Annotated in this window: 18 protein-coding genes; 6 read left to right on the top strand and 12 right to left on the bottom strand. The window is 32.2% G+C overall.

Annotated features, from left to right (window positions below; translation table 11 throughout):
- Positions 1-49: 49 nt before the first annotated feature.
- The 3 genes from CVD18_RS04050 to CVD18_RS04060 all read right to left on the bottom strand — a co-directional run bounded on the left by CVD18_RS04050 (position 50) and on the right by CVD18_RS04060 (position 3260).
- Positions 50-886 carry a universal stress protein gene (locus tag CVD18_RS04050; protein WP_103864167.1) on the bottom strand — a complete coding sequence of 279 codons (837 nt, stop codon included), beginning with the start codon at positions 884-886 and terminating at the stop codon, positions 50-52.
- A gap of 83 nt (positions 887-969) precedes the next feature.
- Entirely contained in the window at positions 970-2028 is a 1059-nt protein-coding gene (locus tag CVD18_RS04055) for a response regulator (protein WP_103864168.1), read from the bottom strand.
- Positions 2025-3260 (bottom strand): PAS domain-containing sensor histidine kinase, encoded by a 1236-nt coding sequence (locus CVD18_RS04060; RefSeq protein WP_103864169.1) that lies wholly within the window; start codon positions 3258-3260, stop codon positions 2025-2027. The genes CVD18_RS04055 and CVD18_RS04060 overlap by 4 nt, the downstream gene beginning before the upstream one ends.
- 106 nt (positions 3261-3366) lie before the next feature.
- Between CVD18_RS04060 and CVD18_RS04065 the strand changes: the two genes are divergently transcribed.
- The 4 genes from CVD18_RS04065 to deoC all read left to right on the top strand — a co-directional run bounded on the left by CVD18_RS04065 (position 3367) and on the right by deoC (position 5815).
- Positions 3367-3780 (top strand): hypothetical protein, encoded by a 414-nt coding sequence (locus CVD18_RS04065; protein WP_103864170.1) that lies wholly within the window; start codon positions 3367-3369, stop codon positions 3778-3780.
- A 44-nt stretch (positions 3781-3824) separates the two neighbouring features.
- A complete protein-coding gene (locus CVD18_RS04070) occupies positions 3825-4727 on the top strand; it encodes an RsiV family protein (protein ID WP_103864171.1) in 903 nt (300 codons plus the stop codon).
- Between the two features lie 141 nt (positions 4728-4868).
- Positions 4869-5168, top strand: a complete 300-nt coding sequence (trxA, locus tag CVD18_RS04075; protein WP_103864172.1) for a thioredoxin — start codon at positions 4869-4871, stop codon at positions 5166-5168.
- Between the two features lie 2 nt (positions 5169-5170).
- The gene (gene deoC, locus CVD18_RS04080; protein ID WP_103864173.1) at positions 5171-5815 is read left to right on the top strand and encodes a deoxyribose-phosphate aldolase; all 645 of its coding nucleotides are present in this window, start codon (positions 5171-5173) and stop codon (positions 5813-5815) included.
- A 110-nt stretch (positions 5816-5925) separates the two neighbouring features.
- Here deoC and CVD18_RS04085 read toward each other — a convergent pair whose 3' ends face one another.
- Positions 5926-6765, bottom strand: a complete 840-nt coding sequence (locus tag CVD18_RS04085; RefSeq protein ID WP_103864174.1) for a universal stress protein — start codon at positions 6763-6765, stop codon at positions 5926-5928.
- A 124-nt stretch (positions 6766-6889) separates the two neighbouring features.
- Between CVD18_RS04085 and CVD18_RS04090 the strand changes: the two genes are divergently transcribed.
- Positions 6890-7162 carry an acylphosphatase gene (locus CVD18_RS04090; RefSeq protein ID WP_103864175.1) on the top strand — a complete coding sequence of 91 codons (273 nt, stop codon included), beginning with the start codon at positions 6890-6892 and terminating at the stop codon, positions 7160-7162.
- A 585-nt stretch (positions 7163-7747) separates the two neighbouring features.
- Here the strand turns inward: CVD18_RS04090 and CVD18_RS04095 are convergent.
- From CVD18_RS04095 to CVD18_RS04115, 5 genes are all read right to left on the bottom strand, one after another.
- The gene (locus CVD18_RS04095; protein WP_103864176.1) at positions 7748-8191 is read right to left on the bottom strand and encodes a YHS domain-containing (seleno)protein; all 444 of its coding nucleotides are present in this window, start codon (positions 8189-8191) and stop codon (positions 7748-7750) included.
- Between the two features lie 84 nt (positions 8192-8275).
- Positions 8276-8794: a DUF350 domain-containing protein gene (locus CVD18_RS04100; RefSeq protein ID WP_103864177.1), complete on the bottom strand. Its 519-nt coding sequence runs from the start codon at positions 8792-8794 to the stop codon at positions 8276-8278.
- A 7-nt stretch (positions 8795-8801) separates the two neighbouring features.
- On the bottom strand, positions 8802-9830 hold the full coding sequence (locus CVD18_RS04105; protein WP_103864178.1) for a hypothetical protein: 1029 nt from the start codon (positions 9828-9830) through the stop codon (positions 8802-8804).
- A gap of 2 nt (positions 9831-9832) precedes the next feature.
- Positions 9833-10813 (bottom strand): acyl transferase, encoded by a 981-nt coding sequence (locus tag CVD18_RS04110; protein ID WP_103864179.1) that lies wholly within the window; start codon positions 10811-10813, stop codon positions 9833-9835.
- Positions 10814-10973: 160 nt separating this feature from the next.
- Positions 10974-11318 (bottom strand): T9SS type A sorting domain-containing protein, encoded by a 345-nt coding sequence (locus tag CVD18_RS04115; protein ID WP_103864180.1) that lies wholly within the window; start codon positions 11316-11318, stop codon positions 10974-10976.
- Between the two features lie 431 nt (positions 11319-11749).
- Between CVD18_RS04115 and CVD18_RS04120 the strand changes: the two genes are divergently transcribed.
- Positions 11750-13156 (top strand): MATE family efflux transporter, encoded by a 1407-nt coding sequence (locus CVD18_RS04120; RefSeq protein ID WP_103864181.1) that lies wholly within the window; start codon positions 11750-11752, stop codon positions 13154-13156.
- A gap of 82 nt (positions 13157-13238) precedes the next feature.
- On the opposite strand, the gene CVD18_RS23055 is transcribed toward CVD18_RS04120, so the two are convergent.
- Genes CVD18_RS23055 through CVD18_RS04130 form a run of 3 tightly spaced genes read right to left on the bottom strand, consistent with a single transcriptional unit; the run spans position 13239 to position 16029 of the window.
- Positions 13239-14000 (bottom strand): hypothetical protein, encoded by a 762-nt coding sequence (locus tag CVD18_RS23055; protein WP_233194461.1) that lies wholly within the window; start codon positions 13998-14000, stop codon positions 13239-13241.
- Positions 13949-14461, bottom strand: a complete 513-nt coding sequence (locus tag CVD18_RS23060) for a hypothetical protein (protein ID WP_233194462.1) — start codon at positions 14459-14461, stop codon at positions 13949-13951. The genes CVD18_RS23055 and CVD18_RS23060 overlap by 52 nt, the downstream gene beginning before the upstream one ends.
- 50 nt (positions 14462-14511) lie before the next feature.
- Positions 14512-16029: a TonB-dependent receptor domain-containing protein gene (locus tag CVD18_RS04130; protein WP_158250389.1), complete on the bottom strand. Its 1518-nt coding sequence runs from the start codon at positions 16027-16029 to the stop codon at positions 14512-14514.
- Between the last annotated feature and the right edge of the window lie 110 nt (positions 16030-16139).

Here is a 16139-nt window from a genome sequence, read left to right on the forward strand (position 1 = left end):
CAATCTTGCCAGTTATTTTTTTCTTTATCTTATCCTATATAGAATCTAATTATTCATGCAATACCAAAAAGGGTATATCTGTATGATAGCTTATCTTTTCTACTACAGGATGAAATAATATTCGCTGGAAGAAATTAAGGTTTTTGGCAATCATAGTAATCATATCTATATCTCTACTTTCTACAAAGCATTGTACTGCTTCTTCGATATTTGTATTAGATAAAAAATGAAAACTATGCTTCATATCATCTAGAGAATCATCTAGAAAATCTTTATTTCTTTTTTGTAAATCGGATAATTCTTGTTCTTTTTTGGCAATATGTACCACTCGTAAGGTTGCATCATTTAGAGTAAGTGTATCCATAATAGTATTCAACACTCTACTTTTATAATACATATTATAATCTGTAGGAAATGCGATTTCTTTGGGCTTAGAATAGGTTGCTTTTTCTGGGATGACCAAAACAGGGCACTTTACTTTTGTGATCACATCACCAGTATTACTACCAATAGTTTTTTCTTTAAGCCCTGAAGCTCCTTTGGTTCCCATGATGATAAAATCAATCTCTTTTTCTTTTACTTGTTTTCTGATAGCATCTACAAAAAAGATATATTCATTAATAGTATGCACATGATGTTTGGTATTAAGAGGCAACTTTTCTATTCTTTTAATAAGGAGCTGCATTTGCTCTTTATCGCTATAAGTAGCTTTTTCTAGCACCGTTTCTTTTGAAGTATAAAAAGAATCTCCCCCTATCATTTCTTCGAATGGTGAGACGTGCAACAAGTAAAAATTACATTTCACCCTCTTAAAAAATGAAAGCGCATACACAATGGCATTCCAAGAATTTTCAGAAAAATCTGTAGGGATCAGGATATTCTTCATGTTTAATACTTTCTAATACAACAAATGTATTAGGATGTATGCATGAAAAATATGATAAAAATCAGTTTGGGTATATTTGTGTTTTAATCTACTAGTTGAAGACCATCTAGGTTTAGAATTTTTATATTTCGCCCATCAATGTCAATCAGCCCATCTTTTTTAAAGCTTGACAATGCTCTTATCAGGCTTTCTGTAGCGATACCTGCAACACTTGCTAGGTCATTTCTAGATATTTTTATACTGTCTTCAGGCTTTTTATTAAGTACTTCTGCAAACTGAAGTATAGTCTGCGCTGTTTTTTTACGAACAGAACTATACGCCATTTGTAATAGTTGTTCTTTGATTTCTGATAAGTTCTCAGTAAGCAACTCCATCAACTCAAAAGAGATGTTTTTACTTTTTTCTACAATATCTTTGAGATCACTTTTTGATATTCCTGCTAATTCTGTGTCTTCTACAGTTGTTGCTGATTCTAAATAAGGTGTATTATCTATAAAAGAGGTAAACCCTAAAAAATCATCTGCCTTATATAATGTGGTAATTAATTCTTTACCACTTTCATCCATTTTATGAGTTTTTACTACTCCTTTTAGAATTAAATATATATTATTAGAATGCTCTCCTTCTTTATAGATGACTGCTCCTTTTTTTACTTTAGAAATCTCACCATAATCATCAAAAAAATTCTTTAATTCATTCAAATTTCTAAGTCCGCTATCCTCAGAATTATCTATTGTAGATAGTTCTTGTTCTTTAACCATTTTGGAAATAATAGCCGCTTTTGCCAAGCGACTTTCTATTGCGCTCAATAGCTCTTCTTCTTCAAAAGGTTTGGTCAGGTAATCATCTGCTCCCAAATTCATTCCTTTTCGAATTTCTTTGTGTTCAGTTTTTGCCGATAAGAAAATAAAAGGTATATGATTGGTACAGGTGTCATATGACAATGCTTCTAACACACCATATCCATCAACTTCTGGCATCATAATATCACAAACAATAATGTCTGGCTTTTGTTCTTTGGCAGTTGCAATTCCCAGTTTACCATTGGGTGATGTAATAACTCGATAATTAGAAAGTTCTAGAAGTTCAGCTGTATTTTCTCTTAGTGCTGTATCGTCTTCAATTAAAAGAATAGTTTTCATGATTTATCGGTATGAGTTATTGGTATTGTAATACTAAAAGTAGAGCCTTCATTTTCTTTGCTTGTAAAAGTAATACTCCCGCCTAGGTTTTCCAAATGACTCTTTACAATGTTTAATCCAATCCCTGTTCCTTGATCAAGTAATGCATTTTCTGCTCTAAAATATCGTTTAAAGATAAAATTTTGCTCTTTTTCTGGAATCCCTCTCCCTTGATCGATAATGGTAATAGTAAGAATATTATTTTCATAATACACTTGTAGATCTATTGTAGTATGTTCTCCAGAATATTTTATAGCGTTATTCATAAGATTTGATAATACTAGTTCTAGAATTTTTTCATCAAACTCAATCACATACTCATCTATATCTTTAGGGTAGTTTATTCTCTGCCCATCTTTGAGTAGCATATTGGCATCATATACTACTTCATTAATCACCTTACTCAACGGAAACTGACTAAACTTATAAGTTGCTTTTCCTGTTTCTAGGCGTTCTATAGATAAAAAATCATTCAGGATATTATCTAGATACTTTACTTTGTTTTTTATCGTATCTAGGTGTTTTTCTCTTTTTTCTTGTTGTTCTGTTTCTTTGTATTTCCCTGTCAATGTTGCCGATGTAAGAATACCACTGAGAGGTGTTTTAAACTCATGAGAAACCAGCGATAAAAATTTTGTTTTCAACTCATTAAGATCTCTTTCTTTTTTTAAAGATTCTTTTGTTTTGGCTTCGGCTTCCATACGAAGTGCTACTTCTTCTTGTAATTCCTGAATCGTATGATGTAATTCTTCTGTACGAGCTTCTATCCTTTGTTCAAGTCTTGCATTTAAATCTTGTATTTGCTCTTCTTGCTTTTTACGAAGTGTAATGTCAATGACCAAAGCCATTACATAATTATTACCATAAATTGCAAATGGATTGAGTCCTGCTTCTACAGGAAACATAGATCCGTTCTTTCGGATTCCATAAAGATCTCGTCCAGCTCCCATATGTCGTTTTTCGCTGTGGTTTACAAAACCTTTAAAATGACTTTTATGACTGGTATGGTGCTTTTTAGGAATCAAAATATTAAGACTCTTACCTATCAGTTCATCTGTTTCATACCCAAAAATATCATTGGCCGATCCATTGGTAGCAACTATGACCTGATTCTCGTTTACTACAATAATCCCTTCTGAAATAGCCTCAGAAAGCAATTTGAAAATGTTATTGTTTTTTTCGAAAACTTTCATGCGTCAAAAATAATCATTTTGGTTAGTTACCCGAACTGATTTATATCATAAAAAAACTGAATATGACTCCTTACATTTATCCTATGAATTATAAATATTCATTCTTATGAAAGCTACACCCAATATAGACATTACATTTTACCAAAATCTCGGTAAGCTATTTTATGCTATTGCTGCTGCTGACAAAGTAGTTCGTGTATCTGAATATGATTCTTTGCAAAAAATTGTAAACTCAGAATGGATAAAGATAGAAAATTCCTATGATGAGTTTGGTTTAGATACTTCTTTTCAGATCGAAATTGTTTTTGATTGGCTGGATCATAAACAACTTAGCGCAGAAGAATCTTTTGCTCAATTTGAAACTTATTTTGAAGAAAACAAATCTTATTTCACTCCTAGAATACAACAATTGATATGGAATACTGCTAATAGTATTGCTGGTGCTTTTTCTGGAAAAAACAAATCAGAATTAATGATGCTAGGGCGCTTAAAACTATTACTGGAAAAATCCAATATATAACATATCCTATATCAAATCATATTTATTAATTACAAACTGAACTTATGAAAATTCTAATGATCTGCCTTGCTTCTTTACTACTGCTTATTTCTTGCAAAAAAGAAGCTCCTTTACATAAAACTAAACAGCAAGAGGAAAAAGAAACTTCAAAACATATAGAACAAAAATTAAAGGATACGATCGCATATGATACAATCATTCCTCTTTCTGAAAAAGATTTAGTACAAAAGAAAAACATTGTTATAAAAAGAGAACGATTACTTACTACCAAAGACGATAAACAACAATTACAGGAATTGATCGTTTCAAAAAGCTTTCTAAAAAAGGAAGATTTATATGTTTTGGATTATAAATATCCTTATTTGAATGAAAAAATAGATCCTTTGCATACTGTATTTAATGATTTTATCAAAGAAACGTATCTAGATATCAAAAAGACCGAAAATCAAATTCTAGAAGATAAAGAGCTTCTATGTGACACCTTAAAAATTAGTAGATTTAGAGATAAACGAATTATTGATTATAAAGTTTATTCTGCAAAAAATAATCTTATGAGTGTGGTCCTTTATAAAGAGAATTATTACTCAGGAATGCTCTACTCTACTTATCTTTTTGATTGTATTAATTTTGACCTCAAAAAGCATCGTTTTATTTATTTTGATGATTTTTTTGAGCCTAATTCAGACAAACAAGTATTTACTGCTATAAATACGATTATAAAAAAAGGAATTACATCTGGGGAATTATATTATGATTGCTGGGAGCTCTCAGAAGGTGATTTTAATGCCTACAAAAACAATTTTGTAGTAGATGATGATATGATTAAATTTTATTTTGACGACTGTATTGTATGCCCTTCTTATACAGGCACATACTCTATTCAAATCCCTATTAAAGATATTATGCATCTTATCAAAAAATACAATAATACTCCAGGAGTGAGTTAATTTTTTTATTTGCTAAAATGTCAATCTATTATCTTATTTTGGCAATCAGAGAATACTGGATAGTATAGAAAGCTTTTACTTACCCCTCGAAAGGTTAATCATAACATTCCGACTCTATCTATAGAAAAAGTATATTGACAAATGAAAAGTAATTTTAGTACTATTATCGACTCAGAAAAGCCTGTATTAATTGATTTTTTTGCAGACTGGTGTGGTCCTTGCAAAACACTGTCTCCTATTCTAAAAGAGGTAAAGGATGAATTGGGTGATACCATAAAGATTGTAAAAATTAATGTGGATAAAAACCAACCTCTGGCTTCTAAATATCAAGTACGAGGCGTACCGACTATGATTTTGTTTAAAAAAGGACAACAATTATGGCGCCAATCGGGAGTGCTTCAAAAAAATGATATCATTTCTATTATAAACTCTCATCAATAACCATGTTACTGCACCGATGTATTGACCACACACTTCTTAATCCCGTTGCAACTGTTGGTGCCATCAAAAATCTATGTACTGAGGCAAAAGAACATCATTTTTATGCAGTATGTGTAAACAGTTATTACATTGGCTTGGCAAAAAGTGAATTAATGCATACTGATATTAATATTGCAGCCGTAGTGGGGTTTCCTCTGGGTGCTATGGACACCAAAGCAAAGGTATACGAAGCCAAGCAGAGTATAAATCAGGGGGCTGACGAGATTGATATGGTACTGAATATAGGGGTTTTAAAATCAGGCTACCATACCATTGTAGAAGAAGAAATAAGAGCTATAAAAAAGAGTATTGGTGATCACACTCTGAAAGTGATTTTTGAGAATTGCTACCTTACAGATGAGGAAAAGAAAATCGCTTGTAGATTATCTATAAATGCTGGTGCTGATTTTATTAAAACATCTACTGGTTTTGGCCCCAGTGGCGCTACTCTTAACGATGTTATATTAATGAAAAAAGAAGTACAAGACTACATAAAAATTAAAGTTTCTGGCGGAATTAGGAATCTACAAACCGCTAAACAATATATTGACCTAGGTGCATCCAGAATAGGAACCTCATCAGGTGTTACTATAGTTACTTCTGCTTAAAATTAGGTAATACTCTTTATGATAAAATAACCAACTCTCGAGTAACACAAAATTCTTTATATCAAAGAAAGACCTCTCTATTCTATAAAACAGAAAGGTCTGTAATAAATTTATATCTTAAACGTGATTACGGGTTTATTGGCATGATTTGCTATATCTTCTCCAATACTACCATTAAAAAAGTGTGCCAGCCCTCTGCGTCCATGAGTTGGGATTGCAATAATATCAGCATCTATCTTATTACTATAATTAAACACACCGCTCTCTACTGTGTAATCATTATAGTATGTCACCTTATCATACATTTCTAGCTTACCTGAATCTGCTTTGAAAAGGAATTCTTTGACCCTTTCTTCTATTTGATCAGTGTTTCTAAACTGCTCTCCAGGTAAATTCACATATAATAAATGTACATTTGCTCCTAAAGCATCAAACAACTGCATCGCATTGTGATATGCTCGTATATTTTCTATCTTAAAATCACATGCAAATACTACTTCTTTTACTGTAAAATCATCTACTGGGTTTTTAATTACTAAAACAGGAATATCAGAACTACGTACTACTTTTTCTGTATTAGAACCAATAAACACTTCTTCTCTCAAACCACTAACTCCATGAGACCCCATAATGATTAGCCCTACATCATTTTCATGAGCTACATCATTAATCTCACTAAAAACCTTATAACTCTTTACAGTTTCTATAACAGTAACTCCTTCTAGATACTCTTTATCCAAAAAAGTATCAAATTGCCTTTCTGCAAGTTTCATGTAATACATTGCTTCTTTGGCTTCTTGAGCCTCATTTTTGATTAACACTGCTTCTGACAGCCCCAACATATGTAGCGCTATAATCTCTGCATTGTGTTGTTTTGCGATAATTGATGCTACTTTTAATGCATATTCTGAGTATTCAGAAAAATCAATAGGTACAAGAATTTTTTTCATGTCTAACTGTTTTTATACTATCAAAATTAACGATTACTTAGCCCTATTACTATGATAATTATCATGATAGCCCAAAGCATTACATACTATTTATTGTATCTTTCCCTTTTTTTACAAAACAATAATGCTCAAACACTACAACATTACAGTAACTGGAAAAGTACAAGGGGTATGGTATCGCAAAAACACCTGTGAAAAAGCAAAAGAACTTACTATTAAAGGGTTTGTAAAAAACCAACCTAATGGCAATGTATATCTAGAGGCAGAAGGGGATGCCAATCAGCTTAATGCCTTGTTAGAATGGTGTGCTATAGGACCTGAATATGCAAAAGTTGCTACCGTTTCTCATGAAGAAAACGATCTACAGTTTTTTGAGAGTTTTGAAATCAGGAAGTAAATACTAAACATAAATCTTAATACCATCACCTCTCTCTTTCTTTGATAGTGAGTGTTTTTTTGTTTATAATTAAGCATAATTCAAATTAGATTTAATCCTTTACTCTCAAAAAAATGTAACCATACAAAACTTTTTTTGAGTGACTTTAACTCAGGTTATAGTAGAATATAAAAAAACGACCCCTGAGTTAACTACTCTCAGGGGTCTGAATTGAAACTTAATTGTATTACACAAACTCAACTTATACTAATTATGATAGTTTCAATTTACTGTTTACTACAGATAGTAAATTGTTATAAAAAATTATGAATTAATTACTTTTCAGACTTATGAATCATAAACCATGCCGAAATCAATTTTTTGATCAAAAAAAGCAATTAATTTTTAACTAAAGCTAAAGTAATTCCAATAACTTTGATAGAACATGACAAATATCATTTTTATTTTCAGGTATAGTATTCTCCAAGTAATTGATTTGCGTCAAAAAAAAACAAAACCTGCCAGAGACTATCTCAGCAGGCTTTGTCAACTAACCAATCAATTATTGAAAAAACTTAACATTACATGCAGCTCAATAAAACTGCACTACTTTTTTATTTTTTGCCAATTTATATTTGCTTTCTTTTCTAGTTTTTCAGCATCTTCTTTTATCCATTTATCTAATGTATTAATACCCCATGAGTTATAGAATAAATAGAGTTTACCATTTCTTATTTCAAATGTTTTGGGATTAATATCTACTTTTTCACTAGTAACCGCTACTGCATATGCACAATACCCTCCGTACTGAGGAATGTATTGACCTGGATTTTTTCTAAATTTCTCTAGATTTTCTTTACTTGAAAATTTATAATTTACCTTATCATGGGTGGTTATATATGCACTACTCCCTTTAACTACTTTATTATTAAAATACTCAGTAACATCATACCCTTCTGCTACAAAACCTTTGTTGGTGTTGTAATCTATCTTTTGGGCATTTGTAATGACTATAAAAGCCAAAAACAGAATTGTTACGTATTTTTTCATGTATCATTTCTTACACTCTATCAATTGAGTCGTAAAAAAATATGCACATTACATTTTTAACATAATTATAAGATTTTCAGTAAATTACATTAAGAAATTAGAAGTCTGTGGATATGGAACCAAAGCACTGATCAGCAAGCTAATACTGTCTTTTGCGATTAAGGTAATGGATATTAATGTTGCGGTAACTATCAATGCAGAAGCTATATTGTTTTGCTGAATGTCTTTGAACTCATTAACCCCTTTAGTTAGCGCCGAGAATAGTAGAAAAACAGAAGTATTAATAATCAATGCGACTATAAACCCGATACATAAATACAATCCCGAATATTTAATGATTTCTCCAAAGGTAATTTCATTTTCTCCAGACATCGATAATCGTATGGTATTGGTAATAGAAGGGATAATCTCTGCCAAAATCATACCTATTGATAAAATGATACCTGCAGCAAAAACAGAAAAAGCAATGTTGTTTTCTCTAAAAGAAATCTTTCTAAAAAAAACTTTTTGCAGGATTTTAAACGAAATAAATAGAATGAGTACAGAAACTATAATAGCAAGTGCTATTTCTATAAAAGCCAGAGTTAACAATTTTGTTTGCATAATTTTATCAAGTGTTAGTCAATACAATATTCCAGTGATTAATATTCCCAAAATTTTTGGGCAATGTACCTATAGTAAAATGTTTATTTGTCGTCTCCCACACATAATAGCGTCTTCCGTTTTGCACTTTATATAGTCCTTTTGCCGGAATATGTACTCCAAGAACAGAGTGTTTATAATAGTCACTATTGAGTATGGCTACTTCATATCCGAAATGACTAAGAATTGCATAAATAATAACGGTTCTGGTATCACAATCTCCTTTTAGATTTCCCATAAAACCAACTGGGTTTTGAATCCCAAAAGGAATATTACCTATACAACAGTCTGCACACCTCTCTAATACCACTCGAATTGATTTCTCATATCGATCGGGAGATTCACATTGACTCTCAAAAACAAGAGAATATGGAATATCCTGGATAAAAGTAACTACCATTTCTGCAAACTCAAATTGATTGAGTTGATTTGTCTTTTTGATCGTTGCCAACTCTTCTAATATTAAATCTAATTTTGGCGTATCTGCAGTTGCCAGATAATGATATAATTTTCCCCAAGAGTGTTTCTTTTGTATTTCTTGCTGACTATTCCAATATGCTTTTTTGGATTGAAAATAGTCTTTTTCTCGAACTGCAAATTTTCCTTCAAAAGTGTTTCCATAATTATCACTCCACTTTCTGTCTTGACGTAGTAATACTATAGAATCTCCTTTTTTAAATATTTTTTCTCGATAAATATGCTCTGAGATGTCTGATGAATACTGATTTTTTAGAGACAAAGGTATTTGATCTAATACATAACGAAATCCAGAGATACACCCTAACAAGAATACACTATACATTACATATTTCCATCTCCATTTTTGTGTGCCTGAATTCTTTGATTTTCCAATAATCCATGAGAGCAATAATAACAGGCATACAAATGTGGTATATAATGAAAGAGGTACAAGTGCTTGTATAAACCCACTACCTATTATTGATACCAATATGATTGCTGGAAACGAGAAACAACCTAATTTGTTTTTTAAAGCCATAACTACAATGTCATAAGATTACAACCTCTAATATCACTATGGTCAAATCTTCCCAGAATTTCAAAACTTCCGTTTTGATTCATTTTACCAAGATCTTGAGTTGCTATAAAAGAACAGGAGTTTATATTTGCTAAATCTATAACATTTACTCCTCCTGTTTTGTTGACCCCTAATAAGGCTAAAGCATCTTCTGGGTTTCTAATAGCAACTTTCATCCAAGGAGGACAACAAAAAAACCCATCTCCTGTAGAGTATGCTTGCGATAATAGTTCTGTCATTCCATATTCACTATGAATATGAGAAATCCCAAAACCATCTGTAAGCACCTGATGCAATTCTTCTCGAATCATTTCTTTTCTACGCCCTTTCATACCACCCGTTTCCATAACGATGACATTGTTATTTAATTGAACTCCAAAATTTTCTACAAGATCTAGCAATGCAAAAGAAACACCTAGTAACAGTATTTTCTTATCTTCTGCCATAAGTAGATGAAGAGTATCAACTAATTTTTGAATATTATCTAGATAAAATCCACTTTGAGCATGTTTACTATCTTTTATTAATTGTTCTGCCATATATACGAGAGAAGAACCATCTCGCTCTAAATAAGATGGCAAAAGCGCAAGAATTACATATTCTGTAATACCACCATAGAAGTACTGAAACCCTTTTCTAAAACTCTTCTCATACACTAGAAGGTCACTAACATAATGTTTACTAGGCATACTACCTGTGGTACCACTACTTGTAAAAATTTTTTGTACAGAAGCTGTAGTGCTTACTATCTTATCTTGTTTAAAGAATTGTATGGGTAAGTATGGAATATTACCTACCTCTTGAACTGAAGTTTTGGTTACTCCTAAAAGGTTACAAAATCTCTGATAGATTTTATTATTGGTATATTGGTAATTGAAAATATGTAATGCTGATTGTTCAAAATCTGTATCGTTTTGAATGGAAAAAATACTATCAGCCTGCATAAAGATATATTCTACAATGTTTGCAAAACAAAGGTATAAAAAACAGGACGTACCTTTTTATTATTTAGCAAGATAAAAAGTAGCTATTTTCTAAAAGTATAATATATATAGTTATTCTATCCCTGAATCGGGAAAATGGTCATTACTAATGTGTATTCTTCTAACTTCTTACAAATTTCCTAGTCGCTTTCTTTTTTCCTTCCTGTATTCTAATCACATATACAGCAGGGGGCAAAGATGAAATATCTAATTCACGACCTATTAACACCTTAAAAAGTATTTTCTCTCCTAACACGGTAAAAATAGAAACTGTTTTGGTAAGGTTTTTAGTAGATGTAATATATAATACATCTCCATTTGCAGGGTTAGGAAACACACTCAATCCTTCAATCTTAGCATCTTTCGCTTGTTGTCGTTCGGCGATATCAGACTGTGCCTGTATCCCTGTAGTGAAGGAAAGGCAAACAAATCCGATAAACATAAATAGCAAGTAGATTTTTCTCATATAAAAAATATTTTGGGGCAACAAATATACGACATTAAAATTAAAAAAATTAAAAAATTCTAACTTACTTGCCTGTAATACACATATGAAACGGTTACTGCTCTATCATGTTGTGGTTAACCCGTAATTTATTTTTACTACCCCTATTATTTCTAAAAAATTGAATGTGTTTTTTGTTTTTTTTAATCAAAAAAATATCTCATATTTGTTTTGTTATGAAGTTATAAAAAGATTTATGTACATACTGTACATATACATAAAGACCACTCACTGATTTAGAAGCTAAGAATTTCTTATTGCGCTTCTTTATTTATTTTATTCTTATACCATTTTAACTTTGAAATAGTACTAATACATTATTCCTTGTTTCATTTATTCAATTTCTATACAAACAATTTCAAAGTTAAAAATGATATTAATTCTTTATTATCATGACTCAAAACAAATTTACCTTTACCCGTATATTTTCATATTTCAAAATTGCATTAACAGGAAAAGAACAAGAATTTACCTCAGGAAGCATTCGCCGAGCAGTTTTTATGCTTTCTGTTCCCATGATTCTAGAAATGATGATGGAGTCTATATTCTTTCTTGTAGATGCTTATTTTGTCTCAAGTCTTGGTGCCAATGCTATTGCTACTGTAGGGTTAACAGAATCTGTACTTACCTTGGTATATGCAATTGCTATTGGCCTAAGCATGGGAGTCACTGCTATTGTTTCTCGCAGAATTGGTGAGCAAGATGTATACGGAGCTTCTCAAACTGCAGTTCAAGCTATCTTTATAGGAATTGGCCTTGCTTCTTTAATTAGTTGTATTGGTCTCTTTTATCCAAAGGAAATTTTAGTTTTGATGGGGGCTACCCCAGATCTTGTTTCAAATGGATATGGGTATACCCAAATATTACTTGGAGGTAATATGACTATTATGCTCTTATTTTTGATCAATGCTATATTTCGTGGGGCAGGAGATGCTTCTGTCGCTATGCGTGTATTAATACTCTCAAATGTTCTAAATATTATCCTCGACCCAATTTTGATTTTTGGATGGGGTCCTATCCCTTCTTTTGGTATTCAAGGAGCTGCTATTGCTACTACTATTGGTAGAGGTAGTGCTGTTATATTTCAATTACTAATCCTTTTTTATGGATGGAGTAAAATCAAAATCACATACAAGGATATTGTTTTTCGTGCAGAGATTATACTTAATCTAATCAAAATATCATTGGGTGGAATTGGACAATTTATTATTAGCACATCTAGCTGGGTATTTCTAATGCGAATTATGGCTGAATTTGGTAGTGAGGTGCTTGCAGGATACACGATTGCTATTCGAGTATTATTATTTACTCTTATGCCTTCTTGGGGCATGAGCAATGCTGCCGCTACATTGGTTGGACAAAATCTAGGAGCTTCAAAACCTGAACGTGCTGAACGCGCTGTATGGAAAACAAGTAAGTACAATCTATGGTTTATGGGTTCTGTATCTATATTTTACCTTGTATTTGCAGAGATAATCATAAAAATTTTTAGTGATAATCCTTCTATTATAACCTATGGGTCTTTGTGTTTACGAATTATTGCTGCTGGTTATGTGTTTTATGCATACGGAATGGTCATCACGCAATCTTTTAATGGAGCTGGAGATACCAAAACTCCAACTATTATTAATTTCTTTTGTTTCTGGGTATTTCAACTACCGTTTGCATATTTTGCAGCTTTAGTATTACAATGGGGAGCAACAGGTGTCTTTCTAGCGATTACACTTGCAGAAATTTTAATTGCAGCGATGGGAATCATCTGGTTTAAAAAAGGGAAATGGAAGAAAGTAAAGGTATAAAATTATACCTTAAAAATAAGGCTGCCTTATTTGGGCAGCCTTACCTATAGTTTTCTTAATAGTATTTTCTATAAAGGATTACTTATTCTATTGTAGGAAATCCTGAGAAACCAGTCCATGTGAATACACTTGAATCAGCGCCTCCAGTAGTACCCGCTGTAGCGGTTACAGTTCCTGTATTTGCAGGAATATCTGTACCTTCTTCTGTAGCATCCTGCTTAATATCTGTAATATCAATATTCGCTCCTGTTACTGTAATTGATATATCATTAGAAGCATACCCTCTTTTGTCTGTCAAATCAACAAAATCACTAGCCGTAGCATCACCTCCAACAAGAGCTACTAATGCATTGGTTATAGTAGCATTACTACCTCTTCTTATTTTGATCATATCTGCAAATTGAATAGTCCCAGCATTTACTAGAGTTAATTTATCTATAGTTACATTAGACTGACCTGTATCTGCTGGAGAATTCCCATCTAAATTACCGTCTCCTTCGATTCCTCTTGGATCTTCAGAAATTGCTGTAAAATCAGCAGTTCTCAAACCATACCAATTAGATCCTTTTCCTGTCCAACCTTGAGTCCAATCAAATAAATCATCTCTTGCATCTACCATTAATGCATTGGTAACATCTACGGTTCCTCCAAAAAACTCGATAGCATCATCATCTCCATATAATGCGGCAATGTTACTTATTTTTGTCCCAGACCCGACTCCATAAAGAGTAATCCCGTTGAATTCTTTTTCTCCATTAATACGTGCTCCAGTGTACTCTACAACAACATAGTTTAACACTCCTGAGTTATCAGTAGCTTCTGTACCTCCGTATTGTAATGGCAATACTTCTGTAGTAGAAGTTCCCCACCACTAATTGGCGCTTTTCCATTGATCAATAAACCTCCCCAATCTCCTGCTCTTGGGTTTCCTGCAGCAGAGGTAATTTTTATAGGAGCAATCGCAGTTCCATCAGCCATAATTTTTCCTCCTTGTTCTACTACAATATATACATTGGTTCCACCAGCAGTAGCTTTTATTGTTGTTCCCGCTTCTATGGTTAATGTTGCTCCATCTTTTACTGCAAGAGCTCCTGTAAGAGCCCACTCTTTACTTGCTACAAGTGTAATATTTGAAGTAATATCACCTTTTAGAGCTACTACATCTAGATCAGGATCATCCTGAGAAGCAATAACACCATCTTTTACTGGCTCATCTGGCTTTGATGTCGGTGCATCATCATCACTGCTACAAGATGTTGCTAACATAGCAACTATTGCCAAGCTTGATAAAAATAATCTTTTCATGTTTTCTGTTTTTTTAAGTTTAAAATATGCGTAATTATAATTGTATATGCTTAGAACTTATAAGAGATTCCTGCACTGATATTGATTCCTTTTTTATAAGATGTTAAGTCTATTGTTTCCCCCGCTGTTGTATCTTGAGTTAATGTAAACTTTGGGTCTAATATATTTTTTGCACTTATAGAAATCCCAAAATGTTTACCTAACTTCAGTTTGTTTATAAAGTCTAATGTTGGAATACCTGTTTCTACAATATTTTCTCTTCCTGCTACTCCTATTGTAAAAATTCTATCACTAAAATAGTTGAACACCAAAGAGGATAAGAAATCATACTTTTCTCTATTAATAGTATAGGTAAGGTCTGCGTTTATCAAGAGATCAGATGCACCCGATAAATTATCTTCTTTATTAGTAAACCTTACTGTCAACTCATCTGTATCTACATCTTCCAAGGTTTGTTTTGTATTGAGGTATGATACATTTAATCCAGTGGTAAGTTTATGACTACCATTGGCTCCTTCTCTTGCTTCTTTATTAAATACATCTTTTCTAATTTCTAGTTCTACTCCAAAAGCAGTAGCTTCTGGGGTATTTACAAAAGAGATATCATTTCCTGCTGAATTCACCTCAATTGTATTTATCGGATAATCGATGTATTTAAAAAATCCAGTAATTGCAATAATCTCTCCTGATGTTGGGTACCATTCATATTTAAGGTCTACATTATAATCATCTGATGGTTGTAGCAATGGGTTACCAAAGCGAGAGAAATTTACATCTTCATAAAGAAAAGGGGCTACTTCTATAAATTGAGGAAGTGTATATGTTTTACTACCTGCTAATCGTAAAATACTATTCTCAGAGAGGTTGTATTTTATACTCATACTGGGTAGTATATAATTTTCTTCTATTTTACCTGTTGGACCACTTGCTGGATTTGATATACTACTGATCAGTTCTGTATCATAATCAACAATTTGTTCTACATTATCTAAACGTACTCCAAGGTTTAGGGTTAGATTCTCTACCAAGGATAAAGTTGTAGAGCCGAAAGGAGAAAATATCGTTCTGTCTGCTGTATAAAAGAAAGGAGTTAATGCATTTGAGTTACCTGCTCTTCCTCTATCTGTCACTAAACTAAAAATATTAGTATCAATAGATTGCTGATTAAACAGTGCGTCTATATTATTTTTATCTACGAGGATTTGTGATTCAAAATTGGTACTATATTGAATAAAATCAAATTGCCTTTCTGTTTTTCTATAATTGATTCCTAATTCAATAGTATTTGCTTTCTTTTGATCATCACTATCTGATGTATTTAAATCATAGGTTAAAATAGTTTTTCCCGCTATGTCATCTTCATTTAACTTAGAAAAGAAACGATGGTTAAGTCCTGCACTTCCAGTAGTGGTTCTATATTCATCATCAATCTGTAAAAAAGTATTCTGTCTTCTATCTGGCTCATCACTTTTTGCATTACTAAAAGATCCTCCAAAATCCAGCGTAAGTTTATCGGTTATATTAAAATATCGCTCTAGTTTATAATTTCTATTATTCGTATCTTTAATTCATGGATTTAGAAAAGATAAAAGTTGAAATAGGTAAGTTATCCATTGAAGATCAGGCTTTATTGGCGGCAGAACTTGAGAAATTGACTTTGAAAGGAAGTCCCGCAGTT

The sequence above is a fragment of the Aquimarina sp. I32.4 genome, from assembly GCF_002924285.1.
Classification (GTDB): domain Bacteria; phylum Bacteroidota; class Bacteroidia; order Flavobacteriales; family Flavobacteriaceae; genus Aquimarina.